Origin of the sequence: Marinobacter sp. LQ44, assembly GCF_001447155.2 — a bacterium.
In the GTDB taxonomy this organism is placed as follows: Bacteria; Pseudomonadota; Gammaproteobacteria; order Pseudomonadales; family Oleiphilaceae; genus Marinobacter.
On record NZ_CP014754.1, the window covers coordinates 2,680,483 to 2,703,964 of the forward strand.

The 23,482-nt window shown below is 58.6% G+C and carries 21 protein-coding genes; 13 read left to right on the top strand and 8 right to left on the bottom strand.

All coding sequences use genetic code 11. From position 1 onward, the window contains the following. Positions 1-70: 70 nt before the first annotated feature. The gene (locus ASQ50_RS12295; protein WP_058091565.1) at positions 71-1,246 is read left to right on the top strand and encodes an MFS transporter; all 1,176 of its coding nucleotides are present in this window, start codon (positions 71-73) and stop codon (positions 1,244-1,246) included. A gap of 43 nt (positions 1,247-1,289) precedes the next feature. Continuing rightward, a complete protein-coding gene (locus ASQ50_RS12300) occupies positions 1,290-2,402 on the top strand; it encodes a DUF3524 domain-containing protein (RefSeq protein WP_058091564.1) in 1,113 nt (370 codons plus the stop codon). A gap of 183 nt (positions 2,403-2,585) precedes the next feature. Here ASQ50_RS12300 and ASQ50_RS12305 read toward each other — a convergent pair whose 3' ends face one another. Then, complete coding sequence (locus tag ASQ50_RS12305; protein WP_058091563.1) at positions 2,586-2,990, bottom strand: acyl-CoA thioesterase; 405 nt, start codon at positions 2,988-2,990, stop codon at positions 2,586-2,588. A gap of 191 nt (positions 2,991-3,181) precedes the next feature. Between ASQ50_RS12305 and ASQ50_RS12310 the strand changes: the two genes are divergently transcribed. The 5 genes from ASQ50_RS12310 to phoU all read left to right on the top strand — a co-directional run bounded on the left by ASQ50_RS12310 (position 3,182) and on the right by phoU (position 8,690). Beyond that, positions 3,182-4,231, top strand: coding sequence for a substrate-binding domain-containing protein (locus ASQ50_RS12310; protein ID WP_058091562.1), 1,050 nt, complete (start codon positions 3,182-3,184; stop codon positions 4,229-4,231). A 148-nt stretch (positions 4,232-4,379) separates the two neighbouring features. After that, a complete protein-coding gene (pstC, locus tag ASQ50_RS12315; protein ID WP_058091561.1) occupies positions 4,380-5,768 on the top strand; it encodes a phosphate ABC transporter permease subunit PstC in 1,389 nt (462 codons plus the stop codon). Then, positions 5,761-7,038, top strand: a complete 1,278-nt coding sequence (pstA, locus tag ASQ50_RS12320; RefSeq protein WP_058091560.1) for a phosphate ABC transporter permease PstA — start codon at positions 5,761-5,763, stop codon at positions 7,036-7,038. The genes pstC and pstA overlap by 8 nt, the downstream gene beginning before the upstream one ends. 11 nt (positions 7,039-7,049) lie before the next feature. Next, on the top strand, positions 7,050-7,937 hold the full coding sequence (pstB, locus tag ASQ50_RS12325; protein ID WP_058091559.1) for a phosphate ABC transporter ATP-binding protein PstB: 888 nt from the start codon (positions 7,050-7,052) through the stop codon (positions 7,935-7,937). A gap of 30 nt (positions 7,938-7,967) precedes the next feature. Then, positions 7,968-8,690 (top strand): phosphate signaling complex protein PhoU, encoded by a 723-nt coding sequence (gene phoU / locus ASQ50_RS12330; RefSeq protein WP_058091558.1) that lies wholly within the window; start codon positions 7,968-7,970, stop codon positions 8,688-8,690. Between the two features lie 353 nt (positions 8,691-9,043). Here phoU and ASQ50_RS12335 read toward each other — a convergent pair whose 3' ends face one another. The 5 genes from ASQ50_RS12335 to mnmH form a co-directional block, all read right to left on the bottom strand. Then, positions 9,044-9,409 (bottom strand): histidine triad nucleotide-binding protein, encoded by a 366-nt coding sequence (locus ASQ50_RS12335; RefSeq protein ID WP_058091557.1) that lies wholly within the window; start codon positions 9,407-9,409, stop codon positions 9,044-9,046. Positions 9,410-9,450: 41 nt separating this feature from the next. Beyond that, entirely contained in the window at positions 9,451-10,746 is a 1,296-nt protein-coding gene (locus tag ASQ50_RS12340) for an FAD-dependent monooxygenase (protein WP_058091556.1), read from the bottom strand. A gap of 77 nt (positions 10,747-10,823) precedes the next feature. Continuing rightward, positions 10,824-11,381 carry an aminoacyl-tRNA deacylase gene (locus tag ASQ50_RS12345; RefSeq protein WP_058091555.1) on the bottom strand — a complete coding sequence of 186 codons (558 nt, stop codon included), beginning with the start codon at positions 11,379-11,381 and terminating at the stop codon, positions 10,824-10,826. 160 nt (positions 11,382-11,541) lie between these two features. Beyond that, positions 11,542-12,375: a mechanosensitive ion channel family protein gene (locus tag ASQ50_RS12350; RefSeq protein WP_058091554.1), complete on the bottom strand. Its 834-nt coding sequence runs from the start codon at positions 12,373-12,375 to the stop codon at positions 11,542-11,544. 135 nt (positions 12,376-12,510) lie between these two features. After that, entirely contained in the window at positions 12,511-13,620 is a 1,110-nt protein-coding gene (gene mnmH / locus ASQ50_RS12355; RefSeq protein WP_058091553.1) for a tRNA 2-selenouridine(34) synthase MnmH, read from the bottom strand. 106 nt (positions 13,621-13,726) lie between these two features. Between mnmH and ASQ50_RS12360 the strand changes: the two genes are divergently transcribed. Further along, positions 13,727-14,386 carry a 50S ribosomal protein L11 methyltransferase gene (locus tag ASQ50_RS12360; protein ID WP_058091552.1) on the top strand — a complete coding sequence of 220 codons (660 nt, stop codon included), beginning with the start codon at positions 13,727-13,729 and terminating at the stop codon, positions 14,384-14,386. A gap of 472 nt (positions 14,387-14,858) precedes the next feature. Here the strand turns inward: ASQ50_RS12360 and ASQ50_RS12365 are convergent, their stop codons facing one another. Further along, a complete protein-coding gene (locus ASQ50_RS12365) occupies positions 14,859-15,263 on the bottom strand; it encodes a VanZ family protein (RefSeq protein ID WP_058091551.1) in 405 nt (134 codons plus the stop codon). A gap of 95 nt (positions 15,264-15,358) precedes the next feature. Here ASQ50_RS12365 and cysZ point away from each other — a divergent pair, with 95 nt between their 5' ends. From cysZ to ASQ50_RS12390, 5 genes are all read left to right on the top strand, one after another. Next, positions 15,359-16,108, top strand: coding sequence for a sulfate transporter CysZ (cysZ, locus tag ASQ50_RS12370; RefSeq protein WP_058091550.1), 750 nt, complete (start codon positions 15,359-15,361; stop codon positions 16,106-16,108). A gap of 18 nt (positions 16,109-16,126) precedes the next feature. Then, entirely contained in the window at positions 16,127-18,988 is a 2,862-nt protein-coding gene (gene rapA, locus ASQ50_RS12375) for an RNA polymerase-associated protein RapA (protein WP_058091549.1), read from the top strand. Between the two features lie 137 nt (positions 18,989-19,125). Further along, entirely contained in the window at positions 19,126-21,573 is a 2,448-nt protein-coding gene (locus ASQ50_RS12380) for an acyl-CoA dehydrogenase (protein ID WP_197492685.1), read from the top strand. Between the two features lie 14 nt (positions 21,574-21,587). Then, positions 21,588-21,968, top strand: coding sequence for a fluoride efflux transporter CrcB (gene crcB / locus ASQ50_RS12385; RefSeq protein ID WP_058091547.1), 381 nt, complete (start codon positions 21,588-21,590; stop codon positions 21,966-21,968). 261 nt (positions 21,969-22,229) lie between these two features. Continuing rightward, entirely contained in the window at positions 22,230-22,436 is a 207-nt protein-coding gene (locus ASQ50_RS12390) for a cold-shock protein (RefSeq protein WP_008172950.1), read from the top strand. A 90-nt stretch (positions 22,437-22,526) separates the two neighbouring features. On the opposite strand, the gene ASQ50_RS12395 is transcribed toward ASQ50_RS12390, so the two are convergent. Next, positions 22,527-23,330, bottom strand: a complete 804-nt coding sequence (locus tag ASQ50_RS12395; RefSeq protein ID WP_058091546.1) for a dienelactone hydrolase family protein — start codon at positions 23,328-23,330, stop codon at positions 22,527-22,529. Between the last annotated feature and the right edge of the window lie 152 nt (positions 23,331-23,482).

Here is a 23,482-nt window from a genome sequence, read left to right on the forward strand (position 1 = left end):
CAAAGTAGTATGGGCAGGCCATTGGTGGGCGAGCTAGGCTGCAGGCACCATCGGTAAAAAAGATAACAGTATGATCGGAGTACTTCGAAGTTATCCCCTTCCGGTGATTGTGCTGGCACAACTGTTTGGCACGTCCCTCTGGTTCAGTATTAATGGGGTCTGGTTATCCCTGGCTGGTGAGCTGGGGCTGGCGGAATCGGATCTGGGGCGGCTTACCCTGTCGGTTCAGGCCGGATTTATTGTCGGTACGCTGACCCTGGCGGTTACCGGGCTGGCCGACCGTTTTGGCGCCAGTCGGATTTTTCTGGTCTCCAGCGTCCTGGGCGCCCTGGCCAATGCCGGTTTTGTCCTGGTTGCTGGGGTGTTTCCGGTGGATAGTCTGTTGCGATTCGCCACTGGTCTGTGCCTGGCTGGTATCTACCCTCTGGGCATGAAGCTGGTGATTGCCTGGACGCCCAAGCACGCGGGCGCTGCTTTGGCGTGGTTGGTGGGCATGCTCACGTTGGGCACTGCGCTGCCTCATTTGATGCGGGGTGCCACCCTGGGTCTGCCGTGGGAGTGGCCATTGCTGGCGGCGTCGGTTCTGGCGATCGTGGGCGGATTGCTGGTATTCCTGCTCGGCGATGGCCCGCACCTGCCCAAAGCCAAGGGTGGGCTACCCATCACTCAGGGCCTGGCAGCCCTGCGAATTTCAAGGTTCCGGGCGGTGGCCGGCGGTTACTTTGGCCACATGTGGGAGCTCTATGCGTTCTGGACTCTGGTGCCGTTACTGATCGCCCGGGAGTTAAACCGCCTGGGGCAGGGTGAGGCGCTGGTGCCCTGGCTATCGTTCGCGGTCATCGGTATCGGCGCGGCCGGCTGTATCGGCGGTGGCCGGCTCAGTCGAACCCGGGGCAGTGAGTGGGTGGCGCGGCGGGCGCTGATGGTCTCCGGGGCGCTGTGCCTGCTGTACCCCTGGTTGAACGGCCTGTCGCCAACACTGCTGATCGCGTTACTGATGATCTGGGGCATTGCCGTGGTGGCGGATTCGCCCCAGTTCTCGGCTCTGGCGGCGGCTACCGCACCGAAAGAAACGGTTGGTTCCTCACTGGCGGTGATGAATGCCGTCGGGTTTGGTCTGACGCTGCCGGCTATCTGGATCACCAGCGGGCTCTGGAGCCCCTGGGGTGTGTGGGTGGCGTTACTGTTGCTGCCGGGCCCGGTGTTCGGATTGCTGTCGCTGGGCCGAGGCAAGGCGCCAGCCTGATACAATAGCCCGATTCCAGCCGCCCCATCTGTTACGGACCGCCATGACCCCGCGAATTCTTCTGTTATCCGCCTACGACGCCGCGAGCCACCAGCGCTGGCGGAACCAGCTGGTGGCGATGTGTCCCGACTATCACTGGCAGACCCTGACGCTTCCTCCCCGGTTCTTCCAGTGGCGCATTCGCGGTAACCCGGTAAGCTGGCTGGCCGAGCCATGCCTGTCACAACCCTGGGACCTGATAGTCGCCACGTCCATGGTGGATCTGGCCACCCTGCGGGGCCTGCATCCCCAGCTGGCAACCACTCCCTGCCTGCTCTACATGCATGAAAACCAGTTTGCCTTTCCGGTGAGCGAACAGCAGCAGGGTCGGCTGGAGCCGCAGATGGTGAATCTATATAGTGCGCTGGCGGCAGACGCGGTGGCGTTCAACAGCGCCTGGAACCGTGACAGTTTCTTGCGGGGCGTTGACGCCTTACTGAACAAAATGCCCGATGCGGTGCCGCCGGGGGTGGTGCAGGCATTAACTGAGAAATCCCGGGTGCTGCCGGTGCCGATTGAAGACCGCCTGTTTGTCGACCAGGGGCGCGCCTTGAACTGGCGGTGCCCACACCTGCTCTGGAACCATCGCTGGGAATACGATAAAGGGCCGGATCGCTTGCTGGCGTTTTTGCAGGCGCTGGAGGGCCGGTCCATGCCCTTTCATTTGAGTGTGGTGGGGGAGGGCTTCCGCCGTTACCCGGAGGCATTCGACCAGATCCACCAGCAATTTGCCGGTCACATCAAACACTGGGGCTATGTGGAAAGTCGTGATGGGTACGACCGGTTGCTGCGCGAGGCAGACATTGTTTTGTCCACAGCCTTGCACGACTTCCAGGGTCTGGCGGTGCTGGAAGCCATGGCGTCGGGCTGTGTGGCCCTGGTGCCGGACCGGCTGGCGTACCGGGAATATGTGCCCGAGCCTTGCCGTTACCGGAGTGATGAATCGAGGCCGGAAGCGGAAGCCAGGGCGGCGGTTAACTGCCTGGAACAGATCATGGTGGATAAACCCGCTTCTAATTCCCCTGATGCCTGGCGGGCGTCTCGGTTGGCGGGGCGTTACCGGGCCCTGCTGGATGACCTGATTGCTGGCCACCCACGACTTGTCGATCTTCTGTGACCATTCGGATGTCATGAGCGCCCGGGGTGCCGGTTTTGCCCTGCTGGCCTCGGGCTCGGTGCAGGAAGCGCAGGATCTGGCGCCGAGTGTGCCCATGAAACCGTCGAATGGTTGCTGGCAAAGGGCGGGAAAGTGGGCGGACTCGAGGTGCGCCTGTTCCAGCCCTGAGCCATCAGCGGAACATCAGTGGCTCTGGTCCGGGACTTCCCGGATGCGGCCATGTTCATCAATGGCCACGTACACGAACAGGCCTTCTGTGACCTTGCGCGGGGTTTTCGAGGCGCGATCGAGGGTCCACACCTCCACATTGATTTTCATCGAGCTGCGGCCAATATCCACCAGCTCGCAATAACAGCCCACCTGGGAACCCACCCGTAAAGGTGAGAGAAATTCCATCCGGTCCATGGCCACGGTGGCATTGCGCCCCTGGGAAATACGCCCGGCCATGGTAGCGGCGGCTATGTCCATCTGTTTCACCAGCCACCCGGCGAACACATCGCCGTTGGGGTTGGTGTCTGAGGGCAGGGGCACCACTTGCAGGGTGAGTTCCCCGCGGGGTTTGGGTTTGTCGTCATCGTATGCAGTCATGGGCGTCGCCTGTAGATACTTATGAGTTGTTTTCCCTGCATGGTAACGGGCTGGCGGCGTGCTGCAAGAAAATTTGAACAATGACGTCTATATTTCAAATGCTGTAACAAAGTTGTCACAGACACTCCTTAGGATGCACTCATCGGTAAAGCAGATACATACACAACGTCCACCGATATTGGAGACTCAACGTGATGAAACTGAAAGCAGCTCTTGCCTCTGTTGCCCTGGCTGGCAGCATTGCGGTGGTATCTACCCCGGCCATGGCCCGTGATACCGTAAACATCGTGGGTTCTTCCACGGTTTACCCGTTCGCCACTGTGGTTGCCGAGCGTTTTGGCCGTAACACCGACTTCCCGACCCCGAAGCTTGAGTCTACCGGCTCCGGCGGTGGTCTGAAGCTGTTCTGTGCCGGTATCGGTACCCAGCACCCGGACATCACCAACGCTTCCCGTCGCATGAAGACCAGCGAATTCCAGGACTGCCAGAACAACGGCGTGAAGGACATCACCGAAGTGCGCATTGGCAGTGATGGCATTGTAATTGCCGCTGGCAACGATGCTCCTGAACTGAACCTGTCTCTGCAGCAGCTGTTCCTGGCCCTGGCCAAAGACGTTCCGAACCCGGATGGCGGCGAAAACCTGGTGCCGAACCCGTACAAGAACTGGAGCGACATCAGCTCTGATCTGCCCAACATCGCCATCAGCGTAATGGGCCCGCCTCCGACTTCCGGTACCCGTGACGCCTTCGTGGAAATCGCAATGGAAGGTGGCTGTAAGAAGTACGACTGGATCAAGTCCAAGAGCAAGGGCGACATGCGCGCCATCTGCCACAACATGCGTGAAGACGGTGCCTTCATCGAAGCCGGTGAAAACGACAATCTGATCGTGCAGCGGCTGATGCGTGATAATGGTATTTACGGTGTATTCGGCTTCAGTTTCTACGAAGAGAACCGCAACCAGCTGCAAGTTGCCAACATTGATGGCGTTGCACCCACCCAAGAAACCATCGGTGATGACAGCTATCCGGTTGCCCGTTCCATGTTCTTCTACGTGAAGAAAGCCCACGTGGGTGTGGTTCCCGGCATCCAGGAATATGTTAACGAGTTCACCAGCGAAGGTGCTTGGGGCGATAACGGCTATCTGGTAGACGTAGGTCTGATCCCGAACCCGCGTGATGTGCGCATGCAGGTGGCCAAGGATGTCAAGGCCCTGAAAACCATGACCGGTAACGAGCTGTAAGGCTCGCTAAGCCGGAGACCAGGGATGGTCTGTAATGCGAGGGAGCGCGGCCTTAAGGCTGCGTTCCCTTGTTGCATTAAAGTAAATATCCTTTGGGCTTTGCTGGCACGATAAGCCAGCGAGAAACCCTTCCAGGAAAGAGACAGTTATGCAATCGGCTAATTTGTTGCCAATCGTTCTGGTGCTTGCAGTGGTGGCTTACATGCTCGCCTATATGCGATCGCGAGCGGTGGCAGAACCCCTCGGTGGTATCCGAAACCTCAAATCCCTGCCGTTTTACTACGCGGCCCGTGCCGCCTTGTGGTGTGGTATTCCAGCCTTAATCACCCTTGGATTATGGGCCGGTTTTGAAGGCCGGGTGATTCAGGGCATTGTAATTGCGTCGCTCCCGCCGGAAGCGATACCAGAGTCTGTCGGGGAGGCCAGCCTGGTGCTGTCCCAGATCGGTAATGTCGCGGCGGGCAAACTGAATCCAGACTTTGTACCGGAGCACATTGCCGGTGCCGCCGCTTTGCTGGAGACATTGCGCTCCCAGAGCAAGAATTTCATGACCATCATGGTGCTGTTGATCGCCGTGCTGGGCGCCGTAGTGGCCTGGTTCCGGGTTGCTCCTCACGTGAATGCCCGTGAGAGTGTGGAGACAACCCTGCGCCGGATTTTCTTTGTGTGCGCCGCCGTTGCCGTGATGACCACGGCGGGGATTATCTTCTCGGTAATATTCGAGACTGTCCGGTTCTTCGGCATGGTGTCGTTCTGGGACTTTTTCTTGGGTGCCAACTGGAGTCCACAAACCGCCTTGCGTGCGGACCAGGTGGGTGCAGATGGCTCGTTTGGCATGATCCCGCTGTTTACCGGCACCCTGTTGATCTCGGCCATCGCCTTGTTGGTGGCGGTACCGGTCGGTTTGTTGTCAGCGGTGTACCTCTCCGAATACGCCGGTAAAAAGGCGCGCTCTGTTATCAAGCCTTTGCTGGAAATGCTGGCGGGTATCCCGACCGTCGTTTACGGCTTTTTCGCCGCCCTGACGGTGGCCCCGTTCATTCGTGATCTGGCGGAAACGGTTGGCCTTAACGCCTCCTCCCAGAGCGCTCTTGCGGCAGGGCTGGTGATGGGCGTGATGATTATCCCCTTCGTGTCGTCACTGTCTGATGACGTGATCAATGCGGTTCCGCAAACCTTGCGTGACGGCTCATTGGCCCTTGGGGCAACCCAGTCTGAAACCATGAAACTCGTGATTTTCCCGGCCGCCTTGCCTGGCATCATGGGCGGCATACTGCTGGCTGCATCCAGGGCCATCGGGGAAACCATGATTGTGGTGATGGCCGCCGGCCTGGCAGCCAATCTGACCGCCAACCCGCTGGATTCTGTCACCACCGTCACCGTACAGATCGTCACCCTGCTGACCGGCGACCAGGAATTCGACAGCGCCAAGACCCTGGCAGCCTTTGCCCTGGGCATGATGCTGTTCGTGGTCACCCTGATTCTGAATGTGATTGCCCTGAAGATTGTGCGCAAATATAGGGAACAGTATGACTGATCAACGCTCCCAGGCGGAGATTGTCCGCCAGTCCCTGAAACGTCGGTATCGCAAGGAACGGCGGTTCCGGGCCTATGGCATGGCCGCCATTGCGATCGCTTTGTCGGCATTGGTGATCCTGTTTGCCGATATCATTGGCAAGGGTTACACCGGTTTTATTAAAACCACGATCACCCTGGATGTTCAATTGAATGGTGAGGCCATGTATCTGGATGACCCCACCGATGCTGACCAGATCTCTATGGCGGATTTCAACGCACCGATCATCAATGCGCTTGGTGAGTTGATTCCGGGTGTGGAAGACCGAGCGGCCCAGCGCGAGTTGAGCCGTTTGGTGGGTAGCTATGGTGCGAATCAGATCCGAGACTTGCTCCGCAGCCAGCCAGAGCTGCTTGGCACTACTCAGACTATGACCTTTCTGGCCCATGATCGGGTGTCGGTGTATGTGAAGCATGCCGATAACCCGAGTTACAGCGTGCGACTGTCAGATCAGCAGATCGAGTGGGTCGATTACCTGTTGGAGCAAGGCGTCATAGAAACAGCCTTCAACGATGTGTTCTTCCAGTCTGGTGACTCCCGCGAGCCATCCAATGCCGGTATCCTTGGTGCCATCGTCGGGTCTCTGCTGACCATGGCGGTGACCCTGGTGATCGCTTTCCCGGTTGGCGTTGCTGCGGCAGTCTACCTTGAGGAGTTCGCGCCACAGAACAAGTTCACTGATTTTATCGAGGTGAACATCAACAACCTGGCGGCGGTGCCATCTATCATCTTTGGTCTTCTGGGCCTGGCGGTGTTTATCGGGTTGTTTGGCATGCCGCGTTCGGTTCCCGTGGTGGGCGGTCTGGTCATTGCACTGATGACATTGCCTACCATCATCATCTCCAGCCGCGCCGCCATCAAGAGTGTGCCGCCCTCCATTCGCGAGGCAGCTGAGGGCATCGGTGCCTCCAAAATGCAGGTGGTGATGCACCACGTGGTACCCCTGGCGATGCCAGGCATGATGACCGGCTCCATCATCGGTATGGCGCAGGCGTTGGGTGAAACCGCCCCGTTGCTGCTGATCGGGATGGTCGCATTTATCGTGGAAATTCCGGACGGCTTCTTCAGCTCCGCCACGGTACTGCCGGTACAGATCTATCTGTGGGCCAGCAGCGCGGAACAGGGTTTTATCGAATTGGCGTCAGCGGGCATCATGATCCTGCTGACCTTCATGATCAGTATGAATGCACTGGCCATTTGGCTGCGTAAACGTCTTGAGCGCCGGTGGTAAGGAGAGTACTAATGAATACCATGAATCCGACAATCACGAGTGAGGCGGACATGCCGGAAGAGACCATTGTCCCGGTAAAAGACGAGCGGCCAGCGGAAACGGTCATTGAAGAAGGTGCGACCGTTGGGATCCCCTACGCTGATGACCCCAAGTTCAAGCTGCGTAATGTGGAAGTGTTTTATGGTCAGGATCGGGCTATAAAGAACGTCAGCCTGGACATTGGCCGTAATGAAGTCATTGCCTTTATCGGGCCCTCCGGCTGCGGCAAATCGACCTTTCTGCGGTGCCTGAACCGGATGAACGACAGCATTGATATCTGCCGGGTCAAAGGTCAGTTGATGATCGACGAGCACGATATCTACGACCCGAAACGGGACGTCGTTGAGCTGCGAGCCCGGGTGGGCATGGTGTTCCAGAAGCCGAACCCGTTCCCCAAGTCGATCTATGACAATGTGGCCTACGGCCCTCGAATTCACGGTCTTGCCAACCGAAAATCCGATCTTGATGAGATTGTTGAAAACAGCCTGCGCAAAGCCGGTCTTTGGGATGAGGTGAAAGATCGCCTGGGTGCCACGGCCACCGGTATGTCCGGCGGCCAGCAGCAGCGCCTGTGTATCGCCCGGGCCATTGCTGTTAGTCCGGAAGTGATCCTGATGGACGAGCCATGCTCGGCTCTGGACCCGATCGCCACCGCGAAAGTGGAAGAGCTGATTGCCGAGATGTCGGAGAGTTACACCATCGTGATTGTGACCCACTCCATGCAGCAGGCAGCCCGGGTTTCTAACCGTACAGCCTATTTCCATCTGGGCCACCTGGTGGAGGTAAATGAGACTGACAAGGTATTCACCTCGCCGGAGCACGAGCTGACGGAATCCTACATTACTGGCCGCTTTGGTTAAGGGCACCGGGGAACACTGGAGATATCAGATATGCCGAATAAAAAGGACGATGTATACGGGGATCACATTTCCCACAAGTTCAACAACGAACTGACCGAGCTGAAAACCCAGTTTCTTAACATGGGTGGACTGGTTGAAAGCCAGGTTGAGCGTGCGGTTCAGGCGCTGGTAGACGGTGATGGTCACCAGGCCGAAGACGTCCGTGCGGGAGACAAGAAGGTTGACCGGATGGAAGTGGATCTGGATGAAGAGGCCACGCTGATCATCGCCCGCCGCCAGCCCACGGCTCGGGATTTGCGGTTGGTGATTGCGGTGATCAAGATGGTGGCGGACCTTGAGCGGGTTGGCGATGAGGCCAAGAAGATCGCCAAGATGGCCATCAAGCTGTCCGAGGAAGGTCAGGCGCCCCGAGGATATGTTGAAATTCGCCACATTACCACGCATGTGCTGAGCATGCTGCACGATGCGCTGGATGCGTTTGCGCGTCTGGATTCGGAGCAGGCGCTGCGGGTGATGAAGGAAGACAAGCGGGTAGATGAGGAGTATCAGGCAGCGGCTCGTACGTTGCTGACGTTCATGATGGAAGATACCCGCAACATTTCACGCTGTATGTCGGTGATGTGGGTTCTGCGGGCATTGGAGCGGGTGGGTGATCACGCCTGTAACATTGCCGAGAACGTCATCTTCATGGTCAAAGGCGAGGATGTTCGCCATACGCCCGTGGAAGAAGCTGAGAAGGTGGTTGGCCGGTAATTTTGCTCGGGCTTTGCGGGAGGGCTGCGGGGGCGGGCCGCTATGCCGCAGTGCCTTCCGGGACACGCTCGAGCCGTCCCTGGTCGCTCAGCTTTGGCCATCCCTGGCCAAAGATGGTCCCGGAAGGCACTACGGCACATCGGCCGACCTGACTCCAGAGCTGTTTTCACCAAAATCGTGTTTTAGTCTGTCAGCCTGCCTCTCAAGCTTCGGGCACGCGGGCTGGTATGGCTGTTTGGGACTATCTTTGGCCATGGATGGCCAAAGCTAAGCGAGCATGGATGCCTTGAGCGTGTCCCAAACAGCCATACCAGCCCGCTTGCTTACTCCAAAGCCCTGGAACAGGTAAAAACTCAGGCCTGCTTCATCTTGTCAGTATAAGGCGGCCAGCCCAGCGGTTTGCCGGCAAGAACGTGCAGGTGGATATGGAACACTGTCTGCCCCGAATTTTCCCCGCAGTTCATGACAACCCGATAGCCATCGTCGGCAAACCCTTTCTCTTTGGCAATCTTCGCTGCCACCACATACAGATGCCCCACCACTTCCCGATCATCCTCGGTGATGTCGTTGATCGTGGCGATGGCTTTCTTGGGGATAACCAGGAAATGCACCGGTGCCTGAGGATTGATGTCGCTGAACGCCAGGGCGAGGTCATCCTCGTAGAGAATGTCGGCGGGGATTTCCCGGTTGATGATCTTGGTGAAAATCGTCTCTGACATGGTGGCTCCTTTTCGATTGTCCTTGGGGTTATTGTTCGGTGTTAAAGCTGATTCAGACCCGGAATCCGGGAAGTAATCTGCCTGACCACCGCCGGCAGCTCTTCATCCAGGCCCATGGCGTAGCGAGCTACACCGTTGCGGGCGAAGGGCAAAGCGCGGACGGCGCCCAGGCCCAGGTTGCGAGCCAGGTGTACTGGCGGGATGGTGTTGCTGAACAGGTGGTAGAACAGGTCCATGGCCAGCATCATGCGGCGGTTGGCGGGTCGGCGTTGCTTTTCATAAAGTGCCAACCAGCGTTCACCGGCCAGGTCATCGCCGCTGCGGCGAGCTTCTTTCAGCAGGCCCTGTAGGCATTGGGCGTCCTGAAAGCCGAGATTTACCCCCTGGCCGGCCAGGGGGTTGATGGTGTGGGCGGAGTCGCCGGCCAGCACCACGCGGTTCTGGAAATAGTGCCTGGCGTGCTGTCGGGCGATGGGGAAGCTGGCTTTGGCGTCGATGTGGGTCAGCGGCGGCAGGCGCGCCGGGAAAGCCCTTTGAATTTCCGCCATCAGGGTGCTGTTGTCCATGGCCTTCAGTTCGGCAAGGCGGGCTGGGCTGTCGTACCACACCAGTGATCCCCAGGTTTCGCCGGGGTGTTGCTCACCTGCATTGTGTAACGGCAGGAAGGCTCTGGGGCCGCTGGGGTAAAAGCCCTGCCAGGTAATGTCCTCGGGCTGGCCCAGGTAGCGGACCGACATCACCATGGCTTGTTGTTCGTACTGGTCACGGGTCACGCCAATGCCGGCCAGTTCCCGCACTCTGGACATGGCGCCGTCGGCCCCGACAATCAGTTGGGCGCTCAGTTCTGTACCATCGTCCAGGGTGATCGTTGCACGCTCGGCATTCTGTGACAGTGCCTTGAGCCCCTGGCCGGTAATCAGCGTGACGTTGGGCTCGTCCTGTAAGGTTTGCCACAGGGCGTTCTGGGTGATGCTGTTTTCGACGGTATGGCCCAGATGGCTTGCGCCGAGATCGGCCGCACTGAATTCCACTTCGGTCAACGAGCCGGGCAGCAGACGGCTGAGTGGGTGCGGGGTCTCGTCCCACACCGCCAGGCGGCGATAGGGTGTGGCGCGCATGGCCTGAATGCGGCGCCAGGCGCCCAGGCTTTGCAGATAGCGCTCGCTGCCGGCACTGAGCGCTGATACCCGGATATCGGGGCTGGCATCCGCGTCAAAGTCCGAGGGCTCGGCCTTGTCAATCAGGCCGACCGTGATGCCCTGCTGGCCAAGGCCATTGGCAAGGGCGGCGCCGACCATGCCGGCGCCAACGATGATGATGTCAAATGCTTGGGTCATATCCGGTTCCTGTCTGATGGCATCAGTTTACGCGATGCCACGGGCCAGACAAGCGACCGGGATCAATCCGCCGGGTTTCAGTACCCTGCGAGTCTGGAGACGGTCATTTCCTCAGTGGTTTCCGGCCGTTGACGGCCTTTCCTCAGCCAGGCCGGTTTCTGGGCGCCTGGTCGGGTGAAGCCCTGGTTGATCACCATGGGGTGGACCAGTTGCAGGAAATCTGCGGTTTTCATGTGAATGGATTCGGTGTGGGTGCCGGCGGCGAAGGCCAGTTCCGGCTGCTCCGTCAGCACTTCGGCGCAATAGACCGTCATGCCGAACAGGTTGCCGAACGGTGGCATGGCGCCCACCTCGCACTCGGGAAATCGGTCCTGGAATTCCTGTTCGTCGGCAAGATCCACGAAATCGGTGTCCAGCACTCGGGAGAGTCGATCCCAGCGCACCCGCCAGGTAGCGGGCATCACCAGCATGGCCATTTTGCCATCGAGTTCGATGATGACGGTTTTAACAACCCGGTCGCCGGCAATCTTGACGTGATGAGCCAGCTGCTGGGCCGTGAAGGCAGGGGGATGGGAGAGGCACATGTATTCCACACCTGCCTCGTCCAGGAACTCTGTTAACTGCTTCACCGGCATAGTCACAACCTCCTGACAGCATGGTCGGTGTTGTGGAGCCATCCGCCTTCCCGGGCCTGGCCCCGATGGCAAGAGGGGCGGGTGCCCCTTCTTACCGTCAGCTTAGCCCAGGTTGAGCTGTTTGCGAGTATCCATCTGTATGTGTGTGTAACCGTTCGCGTCATTCGGCCTTGTACATGTGTACATCGCGCTGAGGGAACGGAATGGTGATACCTTCTGCGTCAAAGGCCTTTTTCACCTTCTCTTGCATGTCCCAGTAGTACGGCCAGAGGTCGTCAGTGGCCACCCAGGCACGGAACATGAGGTCGACAGAGCTGTCACCGAGGGCGCCAACACAAATTCGCGGTGCCGGGTCTTTCAGCGAGCGCTCATCTTCGTCAAACAGGCGTTGAAGAATGGCTTTGGCCTTGTCGATGTCGTCGTCATAGTGAATGCCGAAGGTCATGTCGCAGCGGCGTTTGTCATAGATGCTGACGTTAACCAGCGTTGCGTTGGACAGGCTGCCATTAGGGATGACGATACGGCGGTTGTCGAAGGTGTTTACCACGGTGTAGAGAATCTGGATTTCCGCCACGGCGCCAAGGTAGCCCTGGGCTTCAATGGTGTCGCCCACCTTGAAGGGCTTGAAGATCAGGATCAGTACACCACCGGCAAAGTTCGCCAGGCTGCCTTGCAGCGCCAGGCCAATGGCCAGACCGGCGGCACCGATAACCGCGATGAACGACGTGGTCGCAATGCCGATCATGGAGGCGACCGAAATCAGCAGCATGATCTTGAGCACGGCGCCAATCAGGCCGCACAGGAATTTGTTCAGGGTGGGGTCTTTTTGGCCCAGTTTCTTGTCAAGAACCGAAACAAAACGGTTGATCAGCCACATACCCACGATCAGGGTTATGATGGCCAGCAACACCTTGGGGGCATAGGCTATGGTCAGGGCGACTGCCTGATCCATCCATTGGGTAGCCTGCCCGTCGGCACTGAAGAGGTCTTCCATAGGGGAACTCCTTGTTCGTTAGTGTTTTTGAGGTGTAACTGCCTGGACAATCGATTGCCGCAAGGGAATCTGACTCTACGCAGTATAGAGCACAAATGGATTAAACCTGCATTGCGTAGAGATGTTGTAATCGCTTTATTTCAGGAGCTTGTGGTGGTTTCTGGCGTAGTCGCGAATGGTTTCCGGATTGCCGCATACAAGAATCCGCCCCTGTTTCTGGTTGAGCTGGTAGTCGTACATCGGGTCGTAGTAGTCGTTGAGCAGAGTTTCGATCCAGGCATGGTGGTCGTCCAGGGCGCCGTTCGCCTGCTGCTGGTCGAGCGCGTGGATCATCAGGTCTCGGAGCTGCTGGTAGCGTTCACCACCCAGGCGCCGGCGTATCCGGTCCAGGGCGCTGAGCAGGTAATCCCGGAAGTTGAGCCAGCCGGCCTCTTCACCGTCTCTTGAAATGTAGTCCTGCAGCATGGCCTCTACGTAGTCGGCGCGAATGATCGCAACCCGCTCTTCCATGGGTTGTTCCAGAATCATCAACGGCGATTCCGCCATTCGTGCCCGCAGGGGCTCCGGCAGGGCGCAGCGGCCGATCAGTCGGCTTTCATCTTCCAGGTAGATTGAGCCACCAGTCAGATGATGCGCCTTCAGCATGGCAACCGCCACACGGTTCTCGAAGTCTATCTGGGAAGGCTGCGGCGTAACCTGTCGGCCAAAACTGGAGCCTCTGTGGTTGGCCAGACCTTCAAGGTCGACCGGATTGGGCAGGCCAAGCAGGACGCGGGTCTTGCCAGTGCCGGTGCGTCCGCTGAGAATCCGGTAATCACCGTTGGCAATCAGTTGGTCCAGGCTGTCGATCAGGAAACGCCGAAGCGCCTTGTAGCCACCCTTCACCAGGGGGTAGTCAATGCCTGCGTCTTTGATCCATTGCTGGGTCAGCCGTGAGCGTAGCCCGCCACGAAAGCAGAAAAGGTATCCCTCGGGGTGTCTGGCGATGAAGCGGTTCCAGGCTTCTATGCGCTGCGCCTTGATGTCGCCTGAGACCAGCTGATGGCCCAGCTTAATGGCTTCGTCCTGACCTTTCTCCTTGTAGCAGATACCCACCCGGTGCCGTTCTTCATCGTTCATCAGCGGTGCATTTTCAGCACAGGGAAAACTGCCTTTGGCAAACTCCACCGGTGCCCGCACATCCATTAACGGGATGTCGTTCAGGAACAGGTTGAGGTAGTCATCGGTGTCGGGTCTGCTGGCCATTTCCACGAGTCGCTGTTACTCAGAGTGAGGCGGCAGTATACCGGACTGTTGATATCCCGGCCAAAGGGTACAATGCCGCCTCGGAAACGGCCTGAAAGGACCACTGATGAATCCGGAAACACTCAATCTGCACCTGCGCAAAACCCTTAGTCGCGGCCGGGTGGCCCAATCGGCGCCGGCCGGCTGCCCGAGTTTGCCGCTTTACCTGTTTGATCCGTCTGTGCTTGAGGGGCCAATAAGTCATGACGAAGCTCAGGCGGTCGTGGCGGAGCCGGCCTATTGGTCGTTTTGCTGGGCCAGTGGCCAGGTGTTGGCCCAGTGGATTCTGGACCACCCGATGCTGGTGGCGGGCAAGACGGTGCTGGATTTCGGCTCCGGATCAGGTGTGGTCGCGGTAGCGGCAGCCCGGGCGGGGGCCGCGCGGGCCATTGCCTGCGATATTGATCCGGCAGCGCTGGATGCTGCTGCAGCCAACGCCAAGTTGAACGGCGTGCAGGTGGAGCTGTGCGCAGACTGGGCGCAGCGGCCCGGGCATCTGGACCTGATCACCGCGGCTGATGTGTTGTACGACCCGGGAAACCGGCCGTTGCTGGAGGCCTTTCGTGCGTCCGCTGAACAGGTGTTGCTGGCAGACTCCAGAATCAGGAACCTGGCCAATCCGGCCTATAAAAAGCAGGCAGTGATTGAGGCCAGAACCTGGCCGGATCTGAATGAATTCGAGGAGTTCAACAAGGTGCGCATTTATTTCGCGCGGGGCAGGGTGTAGCCGCAAGCCATCAGGCGTGGCAGAAAAAATAAAGGGCAACCCTCGGGCTGCCCTTTGCAGGTACTGAACCGCCATCCTGAGCAGTTCAGATTCGGAACAGGTTGGCGCCTCCGTGCGCGGTGGGCAACTGCCTTGTTGCCAGTCCTTGCGTCCGTTCCCTGGTGCCGGCGTCCGAGCCAGCCATCCAATTCGTTATCCCTTAAGCGAGGCGTCCCTGTGTCCTTGCCTCTCCCCACAATCCATGCAGGGGTGCGTCCGGTGCGTCGTCCTTTTCCCTGTCATCCTTGATGTTGAACATCATACCAATCCCACCTTTACAGACGTGTGAACTGTGCACGATTTGTTGAATACGAAACTGCGGGCATCAATATTTTTTGTTCAAAATCATTAACATAGATTAATTTTCTGGGTGAGCGCTCGCGTCTGCGCACGCTACGCGGCTACATGTTCTTACATGCTTGTAGGAAATGTCTCACACAGAGTCGGGCGAATTTCTCAAATCCACTTCGCCGGCATTGCGGATGCCCGGCCAGGGCAGCATGCCGATTGCAATGCCCAGGGCATCCGCCAGAACATCGGCCAGGGAAAAATCCCGATAGGGGAGGTTGGCCTGGACCGCTTCGAGCGCCAGGCCGAAGCCCAGCAGGGCAGGGGCGTACCAGAATGCACTCAGGCGAGGCCAGGCCAGCCGGGTGACAATGGTCAATTCAATAAACGCAATAATGTGGTTGACCTTGTCGTTGGCGGCTGCAGGGATGGGGTAGCTGGAGCTGGTTGTGGCCAGGTACAGGATGGCGGCCACCGAGATCAGCAAGACTGCCTGCCAGAGCCGGCGCATGCGCAGAAGGGTAGAGACGGTTTGCTGAAATGGGAGCATCAAGTCATCCGGGTGTGGTTGCAGGCTGTGGGAACGATCCTGACATGATATGCTTTGCGCCCCGTTTTTGTCATGGCAGCGGAGGATCATCGGTGATGCTCAAGGGTAACTTTTTCAGAGGACTGGGTTATCTGGGTGAAGGTTTCAGGCTGATCCGCCTGCCGGGCCTGCGCCTGTTTGTCATCATTCCCCTTGTGCTCAACATCCTCCTGTTTGGTGTGATGTTCTATTTCATGGCGGAGCTGTTTTCAGTCTTGATCGCCGGGGCCATGGCCTGGCTGCCGGATTGGGCCTGGTTGCAGGCACTGGACTGGCTGTTCTGGTTACTTTACGGCGTCGTGATTCTGCTGATGCTGGCCTACGGTTTCGTGATTGTTGCCAATCTTATCGGCTCGCCGTTCTACGGTTATCTGGCCGAACTTACCGAAAAGCACCTGACCGGCCAGGAAGTCAATCCGGACGAAGGCTGGGCGGCGCTGCTGAAGGATACCCCGCGAATTCTCTGGCGCGAGGTCCAGAAGATCGCCTATTACCTTCCCCGCGCCCTGGGCCTGTTCATCATAGGCCTGATTCCGGTCGTCAACCTGGTGGCGGCCTTACTCTGGTTCCTGTTCAACAGCTGGATGATGGCGTTGCAGTACGTGGATTATCCGGCTGACAACCATAAAGTCAGTTTTGCCCGTCTGCGCCGGGATCTTGCGGCCCAGCGGCTGTCAGCAATGGGTTTCGGCTTGCCGGTGGCCCTGGCGGCCATGGTGCCGGTGCTTAATCTGGTGGTGGTGCCGGCGGCAGTGTGCGGCGCAACCGCCTACTGGGTGCGGGAAAATACATCGAATCAACAGTAACTTGCTTGCGGAGGTTTCTTGGAAACATCGGAATTTGTCATCGGTCAGCGTTGGGTGAGCCACAGCGATACCGCTTTGGGTTTGGGTATCGTTACCGACATCTCGGGGCGCAGAGTTACCCTGGGGTTTCCGGCGGCCGATGAAGAGCGCACCTATGCCATCGATAATGCGCCTTTGTCGCGCATTGTCTATCAGCTGGGTGAGGAGATAGAGACCTATGACGGCGAGCGTTACATTGTTCGGGCCGTTGAGGATCTCCACGGTGTTCTGATGTACCACGCCGATGATGGCGAAAATATCCAGCAGATCTCCGAGGTAAAGCTGGCCGGTTCGGTCAATTTTTCGGCCCCGCACCAGCGCCTGTTCGCCGGTCAGTTTGACCGAAACGGCGCTTTCCGGTTGCGGGTGTCTACCCTTCAGCACCTGGACCGCCTGCGGGCCTCCCCGGCCCAGGGATTAATTGGTGCGCGCACCCAGCATCTGCCGCACCAGCTGTACATTGCCCATGAAGTGGCGCGCCGCCATGCCCCCAGAGTGTTGCTGGCCGATGAGGTGGGGCTGGGCAAAACCATAGAGGCTGGCCTGATCCTGCACTATCAGCTGCACACCGGCCGGGCCCGAAGGGCGCTGATTGTGGTGCCGGATTCGCTGATTCACCAGTGGCTGGTGGAAATGCTGCGCCGCTTCAACCTGCGTTTTTCTATTGTGGATCGTCGCCGCTACGACGACATCAAGGCCCAGGAAGACGATGTGGACGCGCTGGTAAACCACATCTTCGGTGACGACGACAGCGTCAACCCGTTCGAGGCAGACCAGCTGGTGTTGTGCAGTCTCGATTTTCTGGTTGAAAGCGAACAGGCCCGCAACCATGCCCTGGCGGCGGGTTGGGATCTGATGGTGGTAGACGAAGCCCACCACCTGGCCTGGTCGCCGGAGCAGGCCAGCCCGGAATATCAGGTGGTTGAAAGCCTGTCTGAGGCCAGCAAAGGCCTGCTGCTGCTGACGGCCACACCGGAGCAGGTGGGTGTGGCCAGCCATTTCGCCCGTTTGCGGTTGCTGGACCCCGCACGGTTTCACTCCCTGGACGCGTTCCGGGAGGAGGAACAGCAGTACGAGACGATCAACAAAGTGGTGCGCCGGCTGCTTGAAACCCCAGGCCAAATTAGCCCTGAAGACGAAACGGCCCTTGCCGGCTGGCTGGGTGATGAACTGGAGGAGCTTCTGGCCCGGGATGATGCGCATCAGGCGGTGATCGATGCGCTGCTGGACCGGCACGGCACTGGCCGGGTGCTGTTCCGCAACACCCGGGCAGCGATTCAGGGCTTCCCGGAGCGCCAGCCGCTGCCGGAACCTCTGCCGTGTCCTGCCCTTTACGATGACTGCCGTTACGGCGATGTTGGCCTGGCGCCTGAACAGACAGTGCCGGAAGAACAATGGCTGGCGGACGATCCGAGAGTGGCCTGGCTGGAGAAAAAACTGGCCAGCCTGCGACCAGCCAAAGTGGTGGTGATCTGCGCCCGGGCTGATACCGCTATGGCGCTGGAGCATTACTTGCAGCTGCGGGCCGGCATTCGCAGTGCCGCCTTCCACGAGCACCTGAGCCTGCTGGAGCGGGATCGTGCCGCCGCCTATTTTGCCGACAGCGAGCAGGGCGCCCAGGCGCTGATCTGCTCGGAAATCGGCAGTGAAGGCCGCAACTTCCAGTTTGCCCATCACCTGGTTTTGTTTGATTTGCCCGCCAACGCGGACCTGCTGGAACAGCGAATTGGCCGGCTGGACCGTATCGGTCAGAACGAAGCCATCCGGATTCACATACCCTACTTGCAGGGCACCAGTCAGGAAGTGCAGTACCGCTGGTTCCAGGAAGGGCTCAATGCCTTTGCCGAGAGCTGTGCCGTCGGTGTGGCGGTTCACGACCAGGTGGGTGACGAGTGGCAGAAAGCGCTGGAGGGCGATGACACCGTTCTGGAACCCATGCTGGCGAGCAGCGCCGAGGAAACTGCGCGGCTGAAAACCCTGCTGCACAATGGCCGGGATGCCCTGATTGAGCTCAACTCCTGCCGCCGGGATGAAGCCGAAGCCTTGATTGCCAGTATCGAACAGGAGGAAAGCTCGGCCCAGGTCCGTGATTACATGGTGCAGGCGTTCGATATTCTGGGTGTGGATATTGAAGACCACAGTGAGCATGCCGATGTGCTCAAGCCTGGCGAACAATACCAGGCTGGCCATGTTGCCGAGCTGCCGGAGGACGGCCTGACCGTCACCTGGGAGCGTGAACAGGCCCTGCAGCGGGAAGACATGGCGTTCATGAGCTGGGAGCACCCGATGGTGACCGGCGTGATGGATTCTGTCACCAGCTCGGGCCTGGGCAAGGCCGCGCTGGCCAATCTGTCCGTGAAGGCGCTGCCGCCCGGCACCCTGCTGCTGGAAGCCTTGTTTGCCGTACACTGCCCGGCGCCGGAGTCCCTGCAGTTGACCCGCTACCTGCCGGTTTCGCCGCTGCGCCTGGTGGTGGATGTGAATGGCCGGGACCTGTCCAACGCGTTACCTCATGATCGCCTGAATGAGCTGTGCTCCAACATTCGCCGGCGCACGGCACAGGCCATCGTGCCAAAGATTCGGGCCGAGGTGGAAACCATGGTGGACCACGTTGAGCGACTGGCAGAGCCGCATCTGGCGCAGCTGCAGGCGCAAGCCCTGGCGCAGGTTGAGGCGGGCTTTGTTCCCGAGGTGCGCCGGCTGGAGGCATTGCAGCGGGTAAACCCGGCCATTCGCAGTGAGGAAATCGATTTTCTGCGCGACCAGCTGGATGCTGCCCGGGAAGCGGTGGGCCACGCCAGTCTTGCGCTGGAAGGTATTCGGGTGATTGTAACCTCCTGAAGTGGACTAACTGGCTGAGTTGCGGGCGTTATCTGGCAACATGGCATCTGATAGAGTAAGTTGAACGTAACGAAGTGTTATAAGGCTTTGGTTATTGTCCAAAGACTCCAATCCACGGAAGACAGAGAGAACCTGTGATGACGTTGATACTGTTTCTGATCGCACTGGGCGGCCTGCTGTTTGTATTGCGCCGCGAATCCGGTGCAAAGCCTGCTATTGGTGTTATGGCGGTGGTGGGTGTGATCGCCCTTTTCTCGGGCTCTGGCTGGCTCGCGCTGGTGTTATTTGTCGGTGCTGCCATAACCGCAATGGCGGGACTGCCGCAGTTCCGGATCAACTGGCTTACCCCGCGGGTGTTCGCCATGTTCAAGAAGGTGGCGCCCAAGGTCTCGGAGACAGAAAAGGTGGCGCTGGAGGCTGGCACCGTCGGCTGGGACGGCGAGCTGTTTACCGGTCGCCCGGACTGGCATTACCTGCTGATTAACCGTCATACCGGGTTGAGCGACGAAGAACAGGCATTCGTTGATAATCAATGTACCCAGGCGATCTCCATGTGCAATGCCTGGGATCTGGCGGTGGAGCGGGCTGACCTGCCGAAAGAACTGTGGGACTTCCTCAAGAAAGAGAAGTTCTTTGGCATGATCATTCCGAAGGAATACGGTGGTCTGGAGTTCTCGGCCAAGGCTCAGACAGCAGTATTGCAGAAGCTGGCGGCCAACGAGATGTTGATGGTGACCGTAGGTGTTCCCAATTCCCTCGGCCCCGGCGAGTTGCTGGTCAAATACGGCACCGAAGAACAGAAAAACTACTATTTGCCACGCCTTGCCGATGGCCGTGAGGTGCCTTGCTTTGGTCTCACTGGCCCGCGGGCAGGCTCGGATGCAACGTCGCTGCCGGATACCGGCATCGTCTGCAAACAGAAAGTGGATGGCAAGGAAGTGCTGGGCATCCGCCTGAACTTCGAGAAACGCTGGATTACCCTGGCGCCGGTGGCCACCGTGGTGGGTCTGGCGTTCCGGATGTTTGACCCGGACGGTCTGCTGGGTGACACCAAAGACTACGGCATTACCTGTGCGCTGATTCCCCGGGACACCGACGGCATGGAAATCGGTCGTCGCCACTGCCCGATCGGTACTCCGTTCATGAACGGACCCATCAAGGGCAAAGATGTGTTTATCCCGCTGGATTACATCATCGGTGGCCAGGAAATGGCCGGCCAGGGCTGGCGTATGCTGGTTGAGTGCCTGTCTGTCGGCCGCTGCATCACCCTGCCGTCTGGTGCGGCTGGTGCTGCCGCCTACTCCGTGGGCACGGCTGGCGGTTTCACCCGCATTCGCCGTCAGTTCAATACGCCGGTGGCGGACATGGAGGGTGTGCAGGCGCCCCTGGCCCGCATTGCTGCGAAAACCTACATTGCCCAGTCGGCGGTGAACCATACCGCCAACATGATCGACCGGGGTGAAAAACCGGCGGTACCGTCGGCGATCCTCAAGTACCACCTGACCGAGTTCCAGCGTGAAATCCTGACCGACGCCATGGATGTTCACGGTGGTAAAACGGTTACCCTCGGCCCCCGTAACTATCTGGGGATCGGTTTCAGCGGTGCGGCGGTGTCAATCACCGTTGAAGGTGCCAACATTATGACCCGCAGCCTGATGATCTTCGGGCAGGGTGCGATCCGTTGCCATCCGTACGTCCTGAAAGAACTGGCCGCCAAGGATAATGACGACATCAAGGCGTTCGATGAGGCGTTCTTTGGCCATGCCGGCCTGATCTTTGGTAACGCCGCCCGTGCGTTCACCCAGGCCCTGGGCGTCGGCAAGGCCGATGTGCCGTTTGACAGCGCTTCGCGCAAGTATGCCCAGGCCCTGGCACGGTTCAGCTCCGCCTTTGGGCTGTGTGCCGATGCCGCCATGACCACACTTGGCGGTGAGCTGAAAATGCGTGAGCTGATCTCCGCCCGTCTCGGCGACATGCTGTCCAACCTCTATCTGGCATCGATGGTGCTGAAAAACTGGCATGAGACCCAGCCAGTGGAAGGCGAGAAAGAGCTGATGCAGTACAGCCTGGCATTTTTGCTACACCGTACTGAACAGGCCCTGGATGAGTTCCTGCAAAACCTGCTGAATCGACCGGTGGCCCTGGCCCTGCGGGCGGTAACCTTGCCGCTGGGATGTCGCTGGGATACGCCTCACGATGATCTGGCGCGCAAGCTGGCGCGGGCGATCTCTACCGATACGCCCATCCGCAACAAGCTGATGGCGGGTGCCTGGACCACCGATGGCGAAGGTACCGTGGAAAATCCGGTAGCCCGCTACAACGGTCTGCTCAAGGATTACGACAAGGCCGAGCAGCTCTACCGCAAAGCCACCAAGGCCTATGCCAAGGGTGAACTGCCGATGACGGCATTGCACCCGGAAGAGCGCTTTGAAGCGGCTCTGGAAGCGGGTATCTATACCAAGGAAGAGGCGGATTTCATGCGTCAGTATGAGCAGGTGGTGCTGGAGATGCTCACCGTGGATGATTTCCCGTTTGATGAGTTTGCCCGAAACAAGGAGACCCTGATTGACCACAACCCGGCCTGACGGAGCAGGATGAGATGTGGCTTTCAGTGGTTGCAGTCAGCGTTGGCGCCGTGATCGGCGCCAACCTTCGATGGGCGCTCGGCTTATGGCTGAATGCCAGTTACCACGCGGTACCTTGGGGCACTCTGGTGGCCAATCTCAGTGGCGGCTGGCTGGTTGGCTTGTTGATTGGTTTTTTTACCCAGAGTAACGCCCTGGCGCCGGAATGGCGTTTGTTTGCCATCACCGGGTTGTGTGGTGCGCTGACCACCTTCTCGACTTTTTCGCTGGAAATGTTCGGTGCACTGCAGGAAGGCAAGTGGGCCATGGCACTCACCGGCATTGTCGCCCATGTGGTGGGGTCTATTCTTATGACTGCCCTGGGCTTTTATACCTTCAGCCTGATCAAGGGCTGAACAGTACGTAGGCGCCGCCGGAACTGGGTATGACTACCTACATAAATTATTGAAAAGCCCCTTGGCAAGCCGGGAATTCCAGAGTAGAGTGGTTCGTGTAGGAAAGATTAGCCAAGCAGTTCATGAATAAGACGTACCTCCGCAGTTAGTAGTGACCGTCCTGTTTTTGATCCCGCGAGTTCAGTTTTTCCGTCAAACGCTGATCAACACCATGAAGGTGTGTGGCAGCAGATAATATGATTGATTTCAGGAAGTTTAAGTATGTCTACTACTACCGGTACTGTTAAGTTCTTCAACGAAGCAAAAGGCTTTGGCTTTATCACTCGTGAAGGCGGCCCGGACGTATTTGTTCACTACAGCGCCATTCAGGGCTCTGGTTTCAAGACCCTGGCCGAAGGCCAGCAGGTCGAGTTCACCGTAACTCAGGGCCAGAAAGGTCCTCAGGCGGAGAACGTTGTTGCTCTGTAATCCTAACGGGATTCAGCAATAACCAAGAAAAAGGCAGCCCCGGCTGCCTTTTTTGTTGGCATTTCGGGCCGTTAACCCGGCCCGACCGGGTCAGCGAGCGAAAATCTCACTGTAGAATTGCATGGTGCCGTTCCAGGACCGGGCAGCAGCGGTTTCATCGTAGGCGATGGGCATCCCGAACTGTTCGGCAACCTTGTCTGCGCCAGGGTTGGTGAAAGAGTGGGTTACTCCGGGGAAGCTCACCAGTGTCAGGTCCACTTCCGCGTTCTGCATCTCCCGAACCAGGCTTGCTACCTGCTCTGAAGGCACCATCGGGTCGGCGCCACCGGTGTAAACCTGCACTTTGGCTTTTACCTTGCCAGCTTCTGCCTGAACCGGGCTGGACAGCGCGCCGTGGTAGCTGACCACCCCTGCCAGATCAACGCCAAGCCGAGCCATGTTCAATACCACGGCACCGCCGAAACAGTAACCCTGGGCGGCAATACGGCCGGCATCCACGCTTTCGTGGTTCTGCAGCAGTTCTTTTGCCTTCATGAAACGGGCTTTCACCTGATCTATGTTTTTGGTGGCTTCCTGCATGAATTCCTGGGCGGTATCCGGGTGTTCAGCCAGCTTGCCGTCACCGTACATGTCCAGGGCAAAGGCTGTGTAGCCTGCTGCAGCCAGCTTTTCTGCCTGCTCACGGGCGAAGGCGTTATGACCCCACCACTCGTGAACCACCAGAACGCCGGGCCGTTTGCCCTCTTCTTCATCATCCCAGGCCATGTAGCCGCTGAAGGTCTGGCCATCCACTTCATAGGTGACCGTTTCGGTGCGAAGTTCCGCGTTGGCACTGGCGCCGGCAATGGCCAGGGCGAGCGCCGTGAGTTGAGTTGTTTTTCTGATTCCAGGCATGTGGGTCATCTCCTTGTGTGGTGTTGGATTCCTTGTCATACGAGTGTTCAGACATACCCGATGAATACTGCCTACAGAACTAAATGATCTGAGAACACCGGATTCGCGAACAAAATGGCATCAGGTGCTGCTTTCAACCTGACCATTCTTGA